Here is an 18,092-nt window from a genome sequence, read left to right as displayed (position 1 = left end):
ATCGTGTCATTAGCAACATGTCAATAACTATTTTTCAAGTTTTTTTAATGCTATTTTATTTGCATATTACTTAAAACAACAAAAATGAATATATCATGTAAATTTACACATGTCAATATATTTCTCAGCCTATTTTCCCTCGTACATTTGAATTTTGACCACATAAATCGATTATATCTTTTATAGTAGAAAAATAAAGACAAAAAAAGAACACATAACACACTTGATGTTAAGTGTTCAACTGCTCTAACTGTACGAAGCGCTCAGAAATTTGATTAAAATAGGTAAAGACTATTTATTTAGGATAAGTTGCTCCATCAACTGCTCATTGTATCCAATAAATAGAACTTCATCGATAATGATCAACGGACGTCTGAGGAGTTTTGTATGTTGTGTACATAAAGAAATCAGTTGTTTCTTACCTACACAGGAAAGGTCTATCGCAATGTTATGGAAAGCCTCAGACCAAGTCGCAAATAGCTGTTCTGCTTGCACTTCTTCAAAACTGCATAATTCTTCTGCTTCTTCTGTACTTAGATCGCGTTCTTCTAAGTCAACAAATTGATAAGGCAATTGATGGTATTCTAACCATTGTTTCGCCTTCAGACTGGTTACACAGTGCGCCGATCCGTAGACTTTCACTTCCACGAAGACTCCCTCCCTATGAATTTAAGATGTTATTGTTTTGTAAATAGATTAGGTTTCTAGCAACACACCGAATTTCACGAGGGACAAATGAACGGATTTCATCTTCATTGAATCCGATTAGTATTCTTTTTTCATCAATCAAAATAGGTCGTCTCAATAATGAAGGATATTCTTTGAATAGGACGATCATTTGCTTTAAAGTTAATTCGTTAAAATCTATTCCCAACTTCTCGTAAATTTTCGATCGAGTGGAAATAATATCTTGAACTCCTCCTTCAGTCGCTGCTAAAATCTTTTTGATCTCACTTTCTGTTAACGGTTCGGCAAAAATATTTTTCTCTTCAAATTCAAGTTGATTCGCTTGCAACCATGCTCTTGCTTTTCTACAGGAAGTACAGCTAGGCGAAGTATATACTTTTATCATTTTCTCACTCCTTTTTAATTATAATCCAATTCTACTGCAATTTCTTTTAAAATACCAATTATTAGCTAATAAAAAATAAAAAAAGTCGAAAAAAATCGATTATTTACGTTTAAATAATGAGAATTATTCTATGTATTCCCTATTTTAATAATAGTATTCTCATTTTTCAAAAATAAATAAGGGAGGTGTGACAAAAATCTTGTCACACCTCCTTTTTCCGAATAAACGGTGTTCCAGAAGTAGCTTCTTCGAAAATAAGCCGAAATTTTACAAAAATTTGAGAATCAATTTCCGTAAATTCCTTCTTATTTCTTGAAGCTGACCACTCCTGTCACAACCTCTTTTCCATCACTTTCCTTTTTTCATACGACTACCGGTTTCTTTGACAAATCTCGATACTTTCAATTTTCTTGTATTTTTCATTTGAGGTACACATAGATACAGACGATTTCTTGCTCTAGTCATCGCAACATAAAATAGTCTTCGTTCTTCTTCTATCGTCGTCACTGGTTCTGCTTTTATTTCATTAGAGTCGATGACTTTCTTTTCTGTTGCTCCGTTATAAGGCAAACTTCCTTCGTTACAGCCAATTAAAAAGACATTTCTGTAACTAAGACCTTTACTTTTATGAATGCTCTGGATACCTAGCGCATCAAGTTTTCCTTGTCTGTAAGCAATCAAGCGGGTTTTTAATTCTTTAGCTGTTGCTTGGGTTTCTTGCGATAAGGCTTGGATACTTCTAAAAGTAGCATGTTGCTTTACTTCTTCTCGTATCCATTCTTGATCACTCTGATCGATTTCCTTAGCTATACGTGGCAGATGAAGATAGCTTTGTACAAGCGAATAGACTTCTTGATGCTGGTCTGTTTTACGCAACGCTTCCTCAAACTGGCGGATTTCTGCAGATTTGGATTTTAAATTGGGTCTTACCGACAAAATATAATCCGTAATGGCTGTATTTTGATATTTAGGAGAAAAGTATTGATCGCATTCACTTTTTTTCAGATAGCAGTCTACCATCAGCTGCCGCAGCAATTGCTGATAGGTTTGATTTTTCTTTTGCGGATTCTGAGCTGTTTGCCAATGAACGATTTTTTGATAGAACTGTTGGAAAGACTTGATACCAAAGATACCTTCATATGGACTATCTGCTTCCAGTACAAAAGGAATATTCGTTTTTAGCAGAGATTGGACAAGTTGCTGTGTTTGCGAAGCCGATCGGTATAATATGATCGATTCCTTATATTTCCCATTTTTTTGAATAAATGACTGAATTTGACTTATCAGCCACTGGCTTTCTGCTTTTGTATCTGAGAACAAATAAGCCTCCATAACACCCGCTTCTTTTTGTGCTGGAATCATCGCCTTTGGTATCCGATCATTTTTGTTATAGCTGATCAATCTATTCGCTCCTTGGACAATAGCTGCCCGAGAGCGGTAATTAGTTAATAAGAAAAGAGTTTTAGTAGGATATTCTTTTTCAAAGTTCTTGATATACGCTGGCTCTGATCCTCTGAATCCATAGATACTTTGGTCATCATCTCCAACAACGATTAACTTGATCCCGTTTTCCTTTGTCATCCGCTTCACGATTTCCCATTGAAGTGGATTAGTATCTTGAAATTCATCAATAAATAGATAATCATATTTCTGTCCAATATAGTGCTGAATCTCTTCATTCTCCAAAGCGCTTTTCAAATTTTGGAGTACGTCATTGAACTCTAACAATTGCTGCCTTCTTTTTTGTTCTTGGAGTTCTGTGAGCAATCCATACAGTCGTTCTGATATCGGTTGTCTTGCATTCTTATCAATGGAATCATATTTTTCTTTAACTAACTGAATCATTTCTTCTATTGATAGGTTCATATTCTGCCAATAGTCTAAGCGAGAAGCAATCGTTTTTTCTCCATATTGATCAAATAGATAAAGATTATATTTACGTATCAGCTGTTGCAAAACAGCATTTACTTTTTGCGCAGTATCTTTTGAAAAGTCTCCTTGTATCCCTTGCATTGCCACTTCAGGGAATTTTCGACAAATCTCATTGTATATCCTAAAAAAGATACTGTGGAATGTTCCGATATGGACAGCAGTTTTCCTTTGGCTGAAATTATCTACTCGTTTTTTTAGTTCATTTGCAGCATTCCGTGTAAAAGTGATCATCAGTATGCGTTCTTCGTCTACTTGTTTTTGTGTCATCAGGTACACCGCTTTTGCACAGATTGTTTGCGTCTTGCCGCTCCCAGCTCCCGCTATGATTCGAAGATGTTTCTCCATGTCGTATGTGATAGCTGCTTTTTGTTCTTGATTGAAGCGATTATAAGAACGTTTCTCCATCATTTTAAAGAAAGAGTTGTTTCCTTTGCTTTCTTTTTCCTGCATCTCTTCCTCAATAAGTCCAGGGGCTTCTCCATAAGCCGCTTCATAGGTAGCAATGATTTCTTCTTGTAGCCGAAAGACTTGTTGAAGCTTTTTATATTTGTTCTCCCAACGATTCAGTTCTTTTTGTAATCGGAGAATTTCTTTTTCATCCAACTGATTGATTTCCTTCCCATCTTTCTTCTTTGAAGTTGTTTCTTCCAATTTGATTATTTAAAATCTCGTTGTCTATTTTTTTCTTTATACTAACAGACCTTTCTAAAAATGAAAATGGGGAGCGAGATGATTTTGGTTTTCTGAAAATTTTTCCTTTTTTTCAATCGTTTATGCTAAGATAAGGAAGACAAAATTATATTCATAAAAGGTGATGAAAAAAATGCAGACTTCCTTTCACGAGGGGCGTACAATTGGTCTTTTGCTGACATTTATCGGAGGAGCAATGGACAGTTATACTTATATCCAGTATGGTGCTTTTGCCTCTGCCCAAACTGGCAATATCATCCTATCGATCATCCAAGCTTTTGACGGAGAGTGGCTAAGCGTTGGCAAAAAAGTATTGTCTACCCTTTTCTTTTTCTTAGGGATTCTTCTAACAAAGTATTTGATTGATTATTTTAGAAAAAAAGAAAAACATTTCTGGCGTTTATTTGTTCTATATTATGAAGCGGTGATTTTTTTCTTTGTTAGTTTGACACCTGTCCATGAACATCCCGCATTAGTAACGATTTTAATTGCTTTTACGGCTTCGATCCAGTGGGTGGCTTTTGATAAAATCAACGGGCGTGCCTACACCAATTTATTCACAACAGGAAATTTAAAAGGGGTAGCAACAAATTTATATGATTATTGTATTTCTAAAGAAAAAGCAGATTTTGATCGATTTTTCCACTATTTAACTGTCGTTCTTGCCTTTATCGCAGGGGCTATTGTCCTTGTATTCTGTCATCATTTGTTTGGCGCCCATTCGATTTTGATTGTTTCTATTTTATTCTTGATCATGGCCCTCACTCAGACATTTCAGTTATGGCAGTTTTATCATACGAACCGTTTCACCTTTTGATTCCCCTGAATCAAAAAACTAAGCAGGATGCTGTTCACAAAGAAATATTTGTGAGTGAGCAATTTGCTTAGTTTTTTATTATTCAGTTGTAAAGATACCCTTTGCTTTCGGGTTATTTGTAGTGTAGCGGATCGATTGGGCATCTGCCTCTTCTGTCATTTTCTTTGCCCGCATCTTGATTTCTTGTACGATTTGTTCTCCACACGTTGGATCGGCTACGAAATCGTATTTGTCCCCATCGATTACTATTTTGGGACATATATCAAACTGTTCATACCATTCTTCATAACGTCGATTGAGTTCTTTATAGTAGGAATAGAGTTCAGGATCTTGCTCTAACTGTTCATATTCCCGACCTCTTTTTTTGATTCTTGCTAACATAGTTTCAAAAGACACACGAATATAAACCAGTAGATCCGGTTTCTTTTGTGGCGAAATTTCTTCTAATTCCTTCAGCATCGTCTCTAAAAGGCCCTCATACTGCTTTACTTCTACTTCAGAAACACGCCCTAAATCGGCATTCAGATGAAACAACATACTATCTTCGTAGATAGAGCGGTCTAGTACATTATCATCATGGCTGAAAGCATCTTTAATCGCCAAAAAACGTTTGTTTAGAAAAAATATCTGCAATAAAAAAGTATACTTTTCCGGATTAGAATAAAACAGTGGCAATACTTCATTATCCTCCACGTTCTCATAAAAAGGTTTTGTTTCTAAATCTTGGGCAAGCATTTCAGTCAGTGTGCTTTTCCCTGCACCGATCGTTCCTGCAACAATGATCACAATTATCGGCATCCTTCCTGTAATAAAATCTGTTCTTCATTTTACTACTTCATTTATAGAAATAAAAGCCTTGACTTTATCTGCTCCTTAAAGACTGCTTCGCCAATAGTAGCTAGAAGTCACGCCTATTCATGAAAATAAAAGAGTAGAATGGATGAACTTCTACTCTTTTATGCTCTCAACATTTTATCTGTTTTTATTCTTCTATTGTACTTGATTTGCGTACAACTAACTGCCAGTGCAGATTATGAGCGGTATCATTGTCTTCTGCTGCGCAATTCATGACACGTATCATCACGCTATTTTCATAGATTTTTTCTATTTTTCCTTTTATTGGTGATTCAAATAAATCAGATTTAAATGCATATGTTTCGCCGACTTCAAACAATTGTTCATTTTCCATAAGAATCCCTCCATCACCTTTTCTAAGGTCAGTAAATTTTTAACATAAAATAATCGAAAAAACACAAACTTGTCATAAAAAGTACTTTTCGTATCAAAACTGTCACCTTTTTTGGAAAGGATTTAAAAAATGAAGATTCTTTTAAGGAAATCATGACGGTTTTGATGCCAAAACCACTTTTTATGAAACAAAACACGTTTTTTATTTTTTTTAGCATAAAATTTGTGGTGGAGGTACGTATGAGATGAAAGATAAAGTTGTGAACAAATTATTAGAAACCTTATTCAGCGGAGATAAATCGGAAGAAGATATGGTGTATGTCCAAGTAAAATTTGCCTTAGAAGTTTTATTGAACAACCTTGGAAAACTAGCGGTCGTTCTAGTCTTTTCTCTGGTGACGGGCTCATGGGCGGAAACAGGAATCACCTTTCTTTCCTATATCTGCATCCGCAGATATGCTTATGGATTGCATTCCGACTCTGAATTCGTTTGTCTGCTGTGGACACTGCTTTATTTATGGGGCGTTCCCTTGGTGATGAAACATCTGCAATTGACTATCTCCTTCCCAATGATGGTCTTTTTGTTAATCAGCTGCTTTTTGTTACTGCTTCGCTATGGATCAAGAGGTACAGCAATCAATCCCATTGAACCCGAGAAACGTCCACCATTATTAAAGAAGGCAATCAGCATGTTTCTAATTTTTTCTCTCATCACTTTATTTTTCTCAGCTTCTTACTTTTCTACCTATTTGCTACTTGGGATTGTTTTAGAAATAGCTACGTTGCTTCCTATTACAAACTACTTGATGAATTTTGGAGGAATCTTTCATGAAAAAAACAATCATTAAACAATTAACTAACTTATCTGACTTTTTTGTATCTGGCTGCTGCTTTGGTATGAGTTCTGAATTCAAAATCCCTGAAAAATTAAAAAAATAATACGCTAATTGTGCTATAATTTGGTAAAAATCAATGGGAGCTGTACTTTATGTTTTTATGGTCCATAGCGTTGCAATATTTGATTTACACAATTTGTATCTTATTGATTGACCATCATATCCGATACAACTATCTGTTTGCAGGAGTCACTCTGATTTCTTGCGTTTTGATTGGATGGGTCTACTCAGTTTTAGGGATTTTTACTGCTCTAATTGCTATAGGAATGCTGATGCTTACTTTTTTCTTCTTTTCGACTTCGCGTCAACAATTAGTTTACGCGCTTCCTTGTGGATTATTGACGTCGCTTTTAGGAGATCATTTAACAAGCATCGGCGATTTTTTTGTTTTGAAATCTGCGGTTGTTGAACCAGGAGATTCCTTGCAGTATTTTCACATTGCCTTATCCGCTCTTTTATCTGCTTTATTAGCTTTTTGTTTTAAAAAATCGTTAGAGACTTGGTTTCACACAGTGGACCGCCGTATGATCGGTACGATTGGGACGTTGATATTATTTACATACTATATCATTATTTTTTATACCCGTTTTTCTGGTGAAACACCTGATGTCTTAGCTTTGAATACTAGTTTTTTCATTCTCTATCTGTGTGTCGGCTTGATCATCTTGGTTTATTATTGGAAAATCTCTAATAAGAAATTAGCTGATCAGTTGTTAGAGCAACAAGTCAGGATGCAGCAGGATTATATCAAAGATCTGGAAAAAAACTATCAAGACTTGAGAGAATTCAAACATGATTACCAAAATCTGCTCTTTTCTCTTCACAGCTATATTGCAGAAGGCGACTTGGAAGGATTACGGTCGTACTACGATCAAACGATATTGCCTACACGCCAGATGATGAACCTTTTCCCGGCCAATCTAAGTATGTTGGATAATATGAAAGTTCCTGAAATACGCAGTTTGCTGTCATTAAAACTTATGATGGCACAGGAAAAAGGATTGATCGTCCAGCTTCATTTTCCTAAGCCAATCGAGTTGGATACGAAACATACGGTAAACCTTGTACGTATGCTTGGTATTATCTTGGACAATGCGATTGAAGGAGCTAGTGCTGCAAAGAAGAAAAAGATCGAATTGACGATCATCAAGAAAAATCATTCCGTGATGATTCGTGTAATCAATACAACAACAAATACATTACCGTTAAACCAGTTGAAACAAAAAGGTTTCTCAACAAAAACAAATCCAAAAAACGAAGGACTTGGCTTATTTATCTTGGATGAATTGACAAAGACAAACCCTTATCTTTTCCTTGAAACATCAATTGAAAACCAACGTTTTTCTCAAACGATTTATATTCAAATAAAATAAAGGAGTAATGATATGATTCCCATTTATATTTGCGAAGACGATCCAAAACAATTGGAAGTTTTATCAACGTTGATCAAAAACAGGATCATGATTGAAAACTTAGACAGTTATGTTCATATTTCTACTTCTGATCCGGAAGAACTTCTCAATGCGGCCAAGATCAGAACTTCTTCTTTTGGTATTTATTTTTTAGATATTGAATTAGAAGACAGTGAAATGGATGGCGTAGCGATTGGTAAATTGATCCGTGAATTAGATCCTTTAGGAAAAATAATCTATGTGACTTCTCATACGGAAATGTCGATGAAAATCTTAAAAAGCAACATTGAGCCGACTGACTATATTGTGAAAGAAGACCTTTATGATTTAAAAGAAAATGTCGAGCAGATCCTGAGCAAAATTTTTGAAGATTTTCAAATGTCCCAGATCCAAAAAGATATCTTCAAAATAGAGTTCAATGATGAGATCAAATTTTTACCGATCAAAGAAATCCAATATTTTTCTACTTCGTTAGGCGCACCACATAAATTGGAAGTTCATTTGACTCATGCTCAATTGCAATTCTACGAGAAGATCAAAGAAATCGAGAAAATGCATCGGAATTTTATTCGTTGTCATAAATCTTATGTTATCAATACACAAAACGTGCGGTCGATTAATAAAAAAACCAGAGAAGTCACGTTGGCAAACGGTGAGACTATCCCTGTCTCTATCCGTGGATTAAAAAAGTTAATTTCATAAAAAGAACCGAATAGTTTGGACCGACTAAATAATCAGCCGATCCAAACCCTTCGGTTCTTTTTGCTTCTCAGTGCAAAAGCATTTCCTGTGCAATTTCACGGCCATCCATTGTGTCTGGATAAAATGTTGGCCAATTTTCCATTTCTTTTAGCAATGCCTCTTGACTTTCATTTCCTGCATATAAATGAAAATGTTCGGAGTCAGCCGGTGCAATCGTGTGATCACTGAATTGAATATATCTAAACGCGCCACTTTCCTTATCTTCTGCTTCGAATAGATACCTTACACCACGGTTTCCTGCCTCGTAGGTTAAGATTTCTTTCCCTACATAACGATAATTTGAACGTTTCGTTGTTCCATCCTTAAACGTAAATGCCATCTCTTTCTCACCAATCTTGATTGAAGCAATATCTGTTTGATAGCCCTTCGTATAGTATTCTTTATATTCTTGTGCTGTCTTATCCTGATTCAATTTTTCTTTATATTCAAAAACAGGATCGAATGTCCCATCTTCTACATACGTATCTACTGACTGCCAAGTTCCTGCCCAATCTGAAAGAGAGCGATCTTGTACATCCTCGTCTTCGAAATAACCGTTATAGACGCTCTTTTCTTTTTTGGGAGTCAAAGTATCTTCTAACAGGTTTTCTGTCTCTGTCGTTTTTTTCAACGCTTCGAGGTTGGCTTCCATGATAGAAAGATAGTTTTCTCCATTTTCTATTTGTTCATTCGTCAGCCCCTCCAAAGGATTCAATACTTCTAAAGATACACCTGCTTCGTTTGCTAACGTTCTGGCAATACTATCTTTGGCGTTTTCTTCAAAATAAATATAGTTGATCCCGTGTTCTTTAACAAAGTGTTTCAGTTCAGCGATTCTCGCCGCAGAGGGTTCTTCACTAGAAGAAAGACCAGCAATAGATACTTGATTCAATCCATATTCTAATGCCAGATAGTTGAATGCAGCATGTTGCGTGACAAAAGATCTTTGTTTTGCTTGCTTAAATGTTTCTTGATAAAGCTGATGGAGTTCCTGAAGTTTCTCGGTATAGGCTGCTGCATTTTTTGTCCATACTTCCTGTTTTTCTGGGTAAGCTTCAATCAACTGATCACGTATGCTTGCTACCTGCTTGATTGCTAAACTTGGTGCTAGCCATACATGCGGATCTAGCTCATGTGTATGACCTTCTTCCCCGTGTTCATGGTCATGATCATGTCCTTCTTCACTTCCCGGAAGTAAAAGCATACCTTCTGTCGCCTTTATCGTATGGACGTTGCCTTCTTGTAATGTTTTTTGGATTGCGGGGACCCATGTTTCCATATTTTCATCATTATAAACAAAGATATCTGTATCTTGGATCTTTGCCATGTCTTTAGCAGAAGGTTCATAATCGTGGGAATCAGTCCCTGCTGGAATCAATAATTCTACTTCTCCTTCATCCCCGACGATTGCTTTTGTAAAATCATACATAGGATAAAAGGTCGTCATCACGCTCAATTTTTCCTTACTGTCCCCTGCTTCTCCACTTGCCCCGCAACCAGCTAACATACCTGTTAAAACCAGTGTAGCCAATATACCTATCAGTCGTTTCATTTATAACACTCCTTCTCATCTTCTTTCATTTAAATGTTCCGATTCGCCTCTAACAAATCGTAATAGTTACGTTTTAGCAACAGGATTTAATTTATCATAGGGCTAAAAGAGCTGTCAAGCGTTTTCTTATTTTAATTGAGGAGAACTTTCGTATGGATGATTCACGATATTTTTTCAATCAACTCTATCATTTTCCTTTTATCCCCTCTTTTGTCTATAATAAAGTTATAGACAAAGGAGGAAAATGAGTGAAAAAAGAAACAGATACAACGAATCGTTTGATCCGCTTTTTGGGAGGCAAAACCTCTTACTATGTTTTAGGTATGGTGATCCTGCTGGCACTGATCATTTATTTTTTCCATCAGATTTCATTTATATTCAAGCCTGTTGGGATTATTATCGCTACTATCTTGCCCCCATTATTGTTTGCGCTGATCTTATATTATCTTTTGGAACCAGTCATCAAACGTTTAAGCAAGCACCTTTCGAGGAACCTGTCAGTCATTATTGTTTATGTGATTATTTTATTTTTATTGGGGCTTGGAAGCGTATGGCTTGTTCCTTTTCTTGAAGAACAGACAAAAACATTGATTAGCAGTTTGCCAGATTTATTTCAAGATTTCCAAGAGAGTCTCCGTCAATTTTTGGAGAAAACACCTTTTGCCGATTCATTTAATCAATTTTTTACTTCTATTGATGACGTGACGTCTGATATAGCTGGCTTTATTGGAAATTATTGGGAAAGTGGCGCACAACGGATCAGCAATATTTTTTCAACTGTTACAGCTATTTTCATTACTTTATTTACTGGGCCCATTGTCACTTTTTTTCTTTTGAGAAATCCTCAAAAATTTTATCAGTCAGTTTTAGCGATTGTCCCACCAGCCTTTCGTACAGATTTTAAAAATTTGACAAAGATTGCTAATCAACAATTGGGTTCATTTCTAAAGGGGCAGATCATTGCTTCATTTATCCTTGGAGCAGTCTACTGGGTTTGTTTCTTACTGATCGGATTAGAATTTGCCAGTGTTTTAGCTATTTCTGCTGGGTTATTATGTATTATTCCATATATTGGACCGTTTATCGCTTTTTTCCCGGGTTTGATCATTGCATTCCAAGACTCTACTTTTATGGCTGTCAAATTTGTCATTGTCTGGTTTGCCGTACAGCTTCTCCATGGTGACTTGGTAATTCCTCGAGTAATGGGTGATCGGTTGCAGATCCATCCGATTACGATCTTAATCGTTTTGCTTGTCATGGGTGATCTAATGGGAATTGTGGGCGTTATTTTCGGTATTCCTATCTATACGTTAGTCAAATTACTCGTTACTTTTATTTTCCGTAAATTCAAACAACGCTACAATAAATTTTATGGCGACAAAGGAGAATATGAACACTCTTCATTTTCTGAAGAAGATTATTTTAAATAAAATAAAAAACGTCGATCTCACGAGAATACTCGTAGGATCGGCGTTTTATACTTTTTGGTTTTAGTTTTTTAGTAAAGCAATTGCCTGATATGGTTTTAGCTCCAGATTTTGATGAAGAACAGTATCGGAATAATTATCGATAAGAATATCGGCTTCTGTGAATCCTTCTGGAATGGTGATCCTTGTATCTTTATCATAGAAATTTGTTAATACAAGCAGCTGCTGCCCTTCAAATTGGCGAAGATAGCCATAAACTTGCGGATGATCTGCTCCATAAGCATGATAATCGCCTTGTGCAACGATTGGATATGTTTTTCTCAACCGAATCAATTTCTTATAATAGGACAAAATAGAATCCTCAGAAGATCGTTCTTTCTCTACATTGATCTCTTCTAGCTTACCTGCAACTTTTAACCAAGGTTTTCCTGTAGTAAAGCCTGCTTGTTCTGCATCGGACCATTGCATGGGTGTTCGAGAGTTATCACGAGATTTTGCTTTGATTCGACGGAACGCCTCTTTTTCTGTGAATCCTTGTGCTAGGAGCAACTTGTAAGCATTCAAACTTTCTACGTCAATATAGTCGGAAATTGAGGAATAGTCTGGATCGACCATGCCGATTTCCTCTCCCATATAAATGTATGGTGTTCCACGATTTAAATGGATCATGGTTGCTAGCATCTCTGCTCCTTGTTTTCGATACTGATCGATAGCTACAAACCGATTGAGCGCACGTGGCTGATCATGGTTATTAAAAAATAAAGCATTCCAGCCATTACCATCACTCATCTTTTCTCCCCAAGTATGGAACAGTCGCTTTAATTCTGAAAAATCAAATGGAGGAGTTGACCATTTATTGCCATTTTCATAGTCGACTTTCAAGTGATGAAAATTAAAGACCATTGATAATTCTTCTCTACTAGGTTCTGTATACAAGATACAATTTTCGATCGTCGTAGAGCTCATTTCGCCGACTGTGATGATAGTGGAATCCGTCCCAAACGTTGCTTGGTTCAATTCTTTTAGATACGTATGGGTGATTGGTTTATCCGTATATTCAGGTTTACCATCATTTTCTTTATTGTTTTTCAATTGCTCGTCTTTACCGATAACATTGATAACATCGAAACGGAATCCTTTTACCCCTTTTTCCATCCAAAAACGAACTACTTTGAATAATTCCTCTCTTACTGCTTGGTTCCGCCAGTTCAAATCAGCTTGTGTCTGATCATATAAGTGCAGATAATATTTTCCTGTATCTCCAAAGGGCGACCAAGCACTCCCACCAAATTTTGATACCCAGTCCGTTGGTTCTTCTCTTAAAATGAAGAAGTCCTGATAATACTGATCCCCTGCTAGTGCTTTTTTGAACCATTCATGTTCTGTCGAAACATGATTCAATACCATATCGAGCATGACTTCTATTTGGTATTCTTTTGCTTTAGCTATTAGTTGCTCGAATTCTTCCATCGTACCAAAGATAGGATCGATGGCTGTGTAATCAGAGATATCATAACCGTTGTCTTTTTGAGGACTTGGATAAATAGGATTTAGCCAGATCATATCGATCCCTAAATCATTCAAATATGGCAGTTTTTCTTTGATTCCTTTTAAATCTCCAATTCCATCACCATTACTGTCTTTGTAAGATTTGGGATAGATTTGATAAATGACTTTGTCTTTAAATGTCATGGATATTTGCCTCCATTCAACTGATTTCTTACCTATCACAACTTATATATACAAGTTATCATTTATTATTATAACTGAACCGAAAGCGTTTGTAAAATTTATCTTTATACTTCCTAAGAGGGTGTTGTCCAATAAAAAACAAGAGATCAGACATGTATTTGTCTAGTCTCTTGTCTAAAATAGCAAAATGTTCTTGTTTTTTCTATAAATGATGTTCAAAAGCTTGCATCTACGACAATAAGTCCTTTCAAATGAAAAATATGAGGAGCTGTTTTCTTAAATTTCTTCTTATTTCTTGAAGCTGACCACTTCTGTCACAACCTCTTTCTTAAACGGTGTTCAATCAGCTGACCTTCGGTATTAGCTCAACAAACGGCAAAATATGAGGAACTATTTTGCCGTTTGTTTCTCTAATACTCAGGTCAAACCGCTGATTTCACAACCTCGATTTTTATTCATTCGATTTCAACGCATCAATCATATCGATATGCTTTAATTTGAAATGGGTAACAATCATCACAATAACCGTGAATACGATGGTTAATCCTGCTGATAAAACATAAGCCCACCATGTAATCACTAATGGAAAGATGACATTTTCCATAGATGCTTGTTGTAAGATAAAGTCAGTCAATACATATCCTACACCAAATCCTCCAATGATCCCTAAGAGAGTAAAAATGATATTTTCTCGAACAATATACATCGTGACTTCTTTATCAAAAAATCCAAGGACTTTTATCGTAGATAATTCGCGTACACGTTCGGAAATATTGATATTAGTTAGATTATACAAGACGATAAAAGCCAGCAATCCTGACAATACGACAAAGATTAATACAACCGAGTCTAAGTTTGCCATTGATTCTTCTTGCGTTTCGATTTGTTTGGACATGAAAGACGTATTTGTCACAGCGTCTGTAGCAAGCAGTTTCTCGGAAAGCATTTCTTCTTCTTTCGTTGTCATCTTATCTGTACGCACCAAAAATGCATTATCCGTCATCGATTGATCAGTCACTGAAGCGTAATATTCAGGGGACAGATAAATAAAGCTGCCTAGATAGTTTTTCACGATTTCTTTTACTTCGACTTTCCATTCTTTTTGATTTTCATCATAAAGCGATATATGATCTCCTGTAGATAAGTCAAATAGTTCTGCTGCTTTTTGTGTAATAGCGATTCCTGCTTTAGGTAAGGAACGTGGGTTCTCTTCAAGATTTGTTAAATGGATAAAACGATCAAAATCAGCTGTTTTACTCGGTACGATCACTGTCAGACTTTGCGAAGCATGCCCTTTTTTTCTCAATTCTACGGTTTGAGTATGAATAGCTAGGATCTCATTTACTTTTTCTTGCTGCTGCAACATATCCACTGCTTTTTGACGACTCTCTTCCGTGGATGAATCTAATGTAACGATTGCTTGATAGTCAATGATCGGTCCAAATTGTTTGGCTGAGACAGAACTTAGAGAATCTTTCAATCCCACGCCCGCAACCATCAGACCGGCACAGCCAGCAATTCCGATAATCGCCATAAGCATTCTTGACTTGTATCGGAAGAGATTTCGATAACTGATTTTTTGATTAAAGCTAAGGCGTGACCACAGCGGAGTGATGTATTCAAGAAAAATACGTTTCCCTGGCTTCGGTGCTTTCGGCTGAAGCAGTGCAGCAGGCCGTTCTCTTAGATCTTTGAACAAAACAATCATTGCAGCGCCAAATGCGGCAATGAAGAATGCGGCAGCTGCTTGTAAAATCGGTGGCCAGTCATAAAAAACAAGGGCACTCCCAATGTCATATCGCTCGTTAGATAGTTCAAAAATGATCCTTGGTAAAAGATTCGTTCCTAATATCGTTCCTAAAACAATGCCTATTCCTGAAGCTAGACTTGCATAGATTGCATATTTTTTTGCGATTTCAACTTTCGTATAACCTAACGCCTTCAATGTTCCTATTTCCCTACGGTTTTCTTCTACCATACGCGTCATTGTCGTAAAAGTGATCAATGCGGCAATAAAGAAAAAGAAAACAGGAAAAACATTGGCGATTGCTGCGATACGTTCAGCCAAATCACCAAATTCTTGAAACCCGACATTTTCTGAACGTTCATTGTATAGGTATGATGGTTTAGTTAAATTTTCAATTTTTTCTGCATTTTCGTTCCATTCTTCCTCTGCAGAAGCTAGTTCTCGTTCTTTCTCAACTAACTGCCTTTCTTGATCAGCGAGTTGAGCTTCTTGTTGAGACAAAGTTTGTACAGCGATTGTCCGTTGCGCTTCAGGAAGCTGCTGGATAGCTGCTGACTGCTGCGCTACCTGTTTTTTAGCATCTTCTAACTGTGTTCTTCCCTGCGCTATTTGTGCTTTGCCTTCTGTTATTTTTTGCTGTGCTGGTTCTAATTCTTCGTTTGCCGATTTTTTCAGCTCTTCTAAGCGTTCTTCGGGTCGATCTTGTAAATACTTTTCTGCCTTTTCTTGATTTTGCTCCATTTTATCTTTGTAAGCTTTGCTGTACGTATTCAAATTCTTTACGTTCGTAAAATCAAGATATAAGACAGAAGAAATATCCGACTTGAAATTGGATTCAGGCAAATAGACAAAATAATCAACGCTACCATTTCCGACATTCGCGTATCCTCTCTCCAAATTGTTGATGAACAATGGAGAACGGACAAAGCCAGTGATGGTATACTCTTTTTCTTTCAATTCATCTGAATCAATCTGATAGACATCTCCGATTTTATACCCTGCATTCTCCGCTTTTTCATCTAATAAAAGTTGGTTGGGTTTTTCCGGGCGTTTTCCATCAATTAATTGTAGCTTGTTCTGCCTGCTATTTTTGTTATAAGAAAAGATTTGGATCACTTCATTTTTTCCAGTATTGGAATAATAGATCTGTTTTCCTGTTTCTACTTTTGCATCTGGGATCTTTTCTGCTTGAGCGATATCTTTTTGTGTCAAACCACCAGTAGAAACGATTTGCAAATCAGAAAGTCCTGCTGTACCAACATAGTGGTCCATCGTTTTTTGCATGACAGGTCCAGCAGTTTTGACACCTACAAATAAAAGTGTTCCTAGCATGACAATAAGGATGATTGCAATGAACCGCCCTTTAGATTGCCGGATTTCGCGAAAACCTGCTTTAAGATATGTTTTTGTTTTCATAAAATCCTCCTACCATACAATCTCATCAATGGATGAAGGATGCTCATTCAATTCCACTGACCTTACTTTTGCATCATTGATGTGGATGACTCTATCAGCGATGGGCGCTAAAGCAGAATTATGTGTAATGATCAAAACAGTATTGCCATGTTGTCTGCTAGCATTTTGCAATAATTTCAATACTTGCTTTCCTGTTTCAAAATCCAGTGCACCTGTCGGCTCATCACATAAAAGCAGTTTAGGGTTTTTGGCTAATGCTCGAGCAATGGAAACTCTCTGCTGTTCGCCTCCTGATAATTGGGACGGAAAGTTATTCAATCGATGAGCTAGGCCCACTTGCGTCAATACTTCTACAGGATCAAGCGCATCAGGGGAAACTTCCGTTGCCAATTCCACATTTTCTTTTGCTGTTAGATTAGGAACGAGATTGTAGAACTGGAAGACGAACCCTACATCTGTTCGTCGGTAAGCAGTAAGCTGCTTGTCTGAAAATTGCGCAATATCTGTGTTATCAATAATGATCTGTCCTTCATCAGGTGTGTCCATCCCACCTAAAATATTAAGAATCGTTGACTTTCCCGCTCCACTTGGGCCAAGTATAATCACTAATTCGCCTTTTTCAATTGAAAAAGAAATATCGTCATTTGCTGTAATGGTCGTTTCTCCCATCTTGTATCGTTTGTATTCATTTTTTACTTCGACATACTTCACGCTGATTCCTCCATTTTCACGATATTTCTCGCTTTATCTATGCATCGAATACGTTTTCTCACACTTATTTTACCATTGAATTTCTCTAGACTAAAGAAAGGAATTCTTTATTTAGTTGACAAATAAACGATTTATGATTTACTTACATAAAAAACATTGTTATTTGAAAGAAGGAACATCATGAATGATTTAAAGGAAAATATGATTTTTGATTTATCAAAAACTGCTTTTGTCGCGATCGACATGCAAAAAGGGATCGTAAATAACGGTACACTCTCTCCACACACTGCAGCATCTATTCTGACAAACAATGATTTGTTAGCAAAAGCATTGAAACATACCGTTGCCTTGAAAGTTTTAGTGAATGTAGACATCTCCACTTTCCCTTATTTGAGTCAACAAACTGATATGGGTGGAATGACTGCTGCTTCTGTACCTCCAGAATTCACTGATTTACTTTTGAAGGATTCTTTGAAAGATACAGACAATATGTTGACTATCACAAAATACAATCCAAGTGCTTTTTTTGGTACTTCTCTTGATCTTCAACTTCGTCGTCGTGGAATTGAAACCATCATTTTAAGCGGTGTAGCGACAACAAACGGTGTATATGCTACTGCATTGGATGCCTTCCAACACGGGTATCATGTCGTACTTGCTGAAGATGCTTGTAGTGATCGCGACAAAGAATCGCATCAATTGTTCATAAACAAGATATTTCCGAAAACTGCACGAATACGCTCAACGAAACAAATAATCGAAGCGATCCAACAAAGTAAATAGGGTACTAGCGTATATG

General features: G+C 36.5%; 15 protein-coding genes. 6 read left to right on the top strand and 9 right to left on the bottom strand.

Features of this window, described 5'->3' with window-relative positions; all coding sequences use genetic code 11:
• Positions 1-291: 291 nt before the first annotated feature.
• The 3 genes from AC1F25_RS12340 to AC1F25_RS12330 all read right to left on the bottom strand — a co-directional run bounded on the left by AC1F25_RS12340 (position 292) and on the right by AC1F25_RS12330 (position 3,607).
• On the bottom strand, positions 292-648 hold the full coding sequence (locus AC1F25_RS12340; protein WP_002310798.1) for a Spx/MgsR family RNA polymerase-binding regulatory protein: 357 nt from the start codon (positions 646-648) through the stop codon (positions 292-294).
• A gap of 13 nt (positions 649-661) precedes the next feature.
• Positions 662-1,072, bottom strand: a complete 411-nt coding sequence (locus AC1F25_RS12335) for a Spx/MgsR family RNA polymerase-binding regulatory protein (RefSeq protein ID WP_002286258.1) — start codon at positions 1,070-1,072, stop codon at positions 662-664.
• Between the two features lie 348 nt (positions 1,073-1,420).
• The gene (locus AC1F25_RS12330) at positions 1,421-3,607 is read right to left on the bottom strand and encodes an ATP-dependent helicase (RefSeq protein WP_002345389.1); all 2,187 of its coding nucleotides are present in this window, start codon (positions 3,605-3,607) and stop codon (positions 1,421-1,423) included.
• Positions 3,608-3,827: 220 nt separating this feature from the next.
• On the opposite strand from AC1F25_RS12330, the gene AC1F25_RS12325 reads away from it, so the two are divergent.
• On the top strand, positions 3,828-4,511 hold the full coding sequence (locus tag AC1F25_RS12325; protein ID WP_002310796.1) for a YoaK family protein: 684 nt from the start codon (positions 3,828-3,830) through the stop codon (positions 4,509-4,511).
• A gap of 78 nt (positions 4,512-4,589) precedes the next feature.
• Here the strand turns inward: AC1F25_RS12325 and AC1F25_RS12320 are convergent, their stop codons facing one another.
• Both AC1F25_RS12320 and AC1F25_RS12315 read right to left on the bottom strand, forming a co-directional pair.
• A complete protein-coding gene (locus tag AC1F25_RS12320; RefSeq protein WP_002312814.1) occupies positions 4,590-5,309 on the bottom strand; it encodes a deoxynucleoside kinase in 720 nt (239 codons plus the stop codon).
• Between the two features lie 184 nt (positions 5,310-5,493).
• Entirely contained in the window at positions 5,494-5,700 is a 207-nt protein-coding gene (locus tag AC1F25_RS12315) for a hypothetical protein (RefSeq protein ID WP_002293266.1), read from the bottom strand.
• A 244-nt stretch (positions 5,701-5,944) separates the two neighbouring features.
• Here AC1F25_RS12315 and AC1F25_RS12310 point away from each other — a divergent pair, with 244 nt between their 5' ends.
• From AC1F25_RS12310 to AC1F25_RS12300, 3 genes are all read left to right on the top strand, one after another.
• The gene (locus tag AC1F25_RS12310; protein WP_002293263.1) at positions 5,945-6,547 is read left to right on the top strand and encodes an accessory gene regulator B family protein; all 603 of its coding nucleotides are present in this window, start codon (positions 5,945-5,947) and stop codon (positions 6,545-6,547) included.
• 140 nt (positions 6,548-6,687) lie between these two features.
• Complete coding sequence (locus tag AC1F25_RS12305) at positions 6,688-7,968, top strand: ATP-binding protein (protein WP_002335188.1); 1,281 nt, start codon at positions 6,688-6,690, stop codon at positions 7,966-7,968.
• Positions 7,969-7,980: 12 nt separating this feature from the next.
• Positions 7,981-8,709: a LytR/AlgR family response regulator transcription factor gene (locus AC1F25_RS12300; RefSeq protein WP_252706919.1), complete on the top strand. Its 729-nt coding sequence runs from the start codon at positions 7,981-7,983 to the stop codon at positions 8,707-8,709.
• A gap of 67 nt (positions 8,710-8,776) precedes the next feature.
• On the opposite strand, the gene AC1F25_RS12295 is transcribed toward AC1F25_RS12300, so the two are convergent.
• Entirely contained in the window at positions 8,777-10,300 is a 1,524-nt protein-coding gene (locus tag AC1F25_RS12295; RefSeq protein WP_479994151.1) for a metal ABC transporter solute-binding protein, Zn/Mn family, read from the bottom strand.
• A gap of 248 nt (positions 10,301-10,548) precedes the next feature.
• Here AC1F25_RS12295 and AC1F25_RS12290 point away from each other — a divergent pair, with 248 nt between their 5' ends.
• Positions 10,549-11,730, top strand: coding sequence for an AI-2E family transporter (locus AC1F25_RS12290; RefSeq protein WP_002293256.1), 1,182 nt, complete (start codon positions 10,549-10,551; stop codon positions 11,728-11,730).
• Positions 11,731-11,790: 60 nt separating this feature from the next.
• On the opposite strand, the gene treC is transcribed toward AC1F25_RS12290, so the two are convergent.
• From treC to AC1F25_RS12275, 3 genes are all read right to left on the bottom strand, one after another.
• The gene (gene treC / locus AC1F25_RS12285) at positions 11,791-13,419 is read right to left on the bottom strand and encodes an alpha,alpha-phosphotrehalase (RefSeq protein WP_002314064.1); all 1,629 of its coding nucleotides are present in this window, start codon (positions 13,417-13,419) and stop codon (positions 11,791-11,793) included.
• A gap of 451 nt (positions 13,420-13,870) precedes the next feature.
• On the bottom strand, positions 13,871-16,582 hold the full coding sequence (locus AC1F25_RS12280; protein WP_479994150.1) for an FtsX-like permease family protein: 2,712 nt from the start codon (positions 16,580-16,582) through the stop codon (positions 13,871-13,873).
• A 9-nt stretch (positions 16,583-16,591) separates the two neighbouring features.
• Entirely contained in the window at positions 16,592-17,293 is a 702-nt protein-coding gene (locus tag AC1F25_RS12275; RefSeq protein ID WP_002310780.1) for an ABC transporter ATP-binding protein, read from the bottom strand.
• A 180-nt stretch (positions 17,294-17,473) separates the two neighbouring features.
• Between AC1F25_RS12275 and AC1F25_RS12270 the strand changes: the two genes are divergently transcribed.
• A complete protein-coding gene (locus AC1F25_RS12270) occupies positions 17,474-18,076 on the top strand; it encodes an isochorismatase family protein (protein ID WP_002335186.1) in 603 nt (200 codons plus the stop codon).
• Positions 18,077-18,092: the final 16 nt, after the last annotated feature.

The sequence above is a fragment of the Enterococcus sp. M-BR2 genome, from assembly GCF_056612775.1.
This window is presented reverse-complemented; position numbering and strand designations above follow the sequence as displayed.

Excerpts from the sequence above, each read along its gene's own strand:
- AC1F25_RS12320 (WP_002312814.1), bottom strand. The coding sequence starts at position 5,309 with ATGCCGATAATTGTGATCATTGTTGCAGGAACGATCGGTGCAGGGAAA.
- AC1F25_RS12270 (WP_002335186.1), top strand. The coding sequence starts at position 17,474 with ATGAATGATTTAAAGGAAAATATGATTTTTGATTTATCAAAAACTGCT.
- AC1F25_RS12335 (WP_002286258.1), bottom strand. The coding sequence starts at position 1,072 with ATGATAAAAGTATATACTTCGCCTAGCTGTACTTCCTGTAGAAAAGCA.
- treC (WP_002314064.1), bottom strand. The coding sequence starts at position 13,419 with ATGACATTTAAAGACAAAGTCATTTATCAAATCTATCCCAAATCTTAC.
- AC1F25_RS12315 (WP_002293266.1), bottom strand. The coding sequence starts at position 5,700 with ATGGAAAATGAACAATTGTTTGAAGTCGGCGAAACATATGCATTTAAA.
- AC1F25_RS12325 (WP_002310796.1), top strand. The coding sequence starts at position 3,828 with ATGCAGACTTCCTTTCACGAGGGGCGTACAATTGGTCTTTTGCTGACA.
- AC1F25_RS12295 (WP_479994151.1), bottom strand. The coding sequence starts at position 10,300 with ATGAAACGACTGATAGGTATATTGGCTACACTGGTTTTAACAGGTATG.
- AC1F25_RS12280 (WP_479994150.1), bottom strand. The coding sequence starts at position 16,582 with ATGAAAACAAAAACATATCTTAAAGCAGGTTTTCGCGAAATCCGGCAA.
- AC1F25_RS12310 (WP_002293263.1), top strand. The coding sequence starts at position 5,945 with ATGAAAGATAAAGTTGTGAACAAATTATTAGAAACCTTATTCAGCGGA.
- AC1F25_RS12300 (WP_252706919.1), top strand. The coding sequence starts at position 7,981 with ATGATTCCCATTTATATTTGCGAAGACGATCCAAAACAATTGGAAGTT.
- AC1F25_RS12305 (WP_002335188.1), top strand. The coding sequence starts at position 6,688 with ATGTTTTTATGGTCCATAGCGTTGCAATATTTGATTTACACAATTTGT.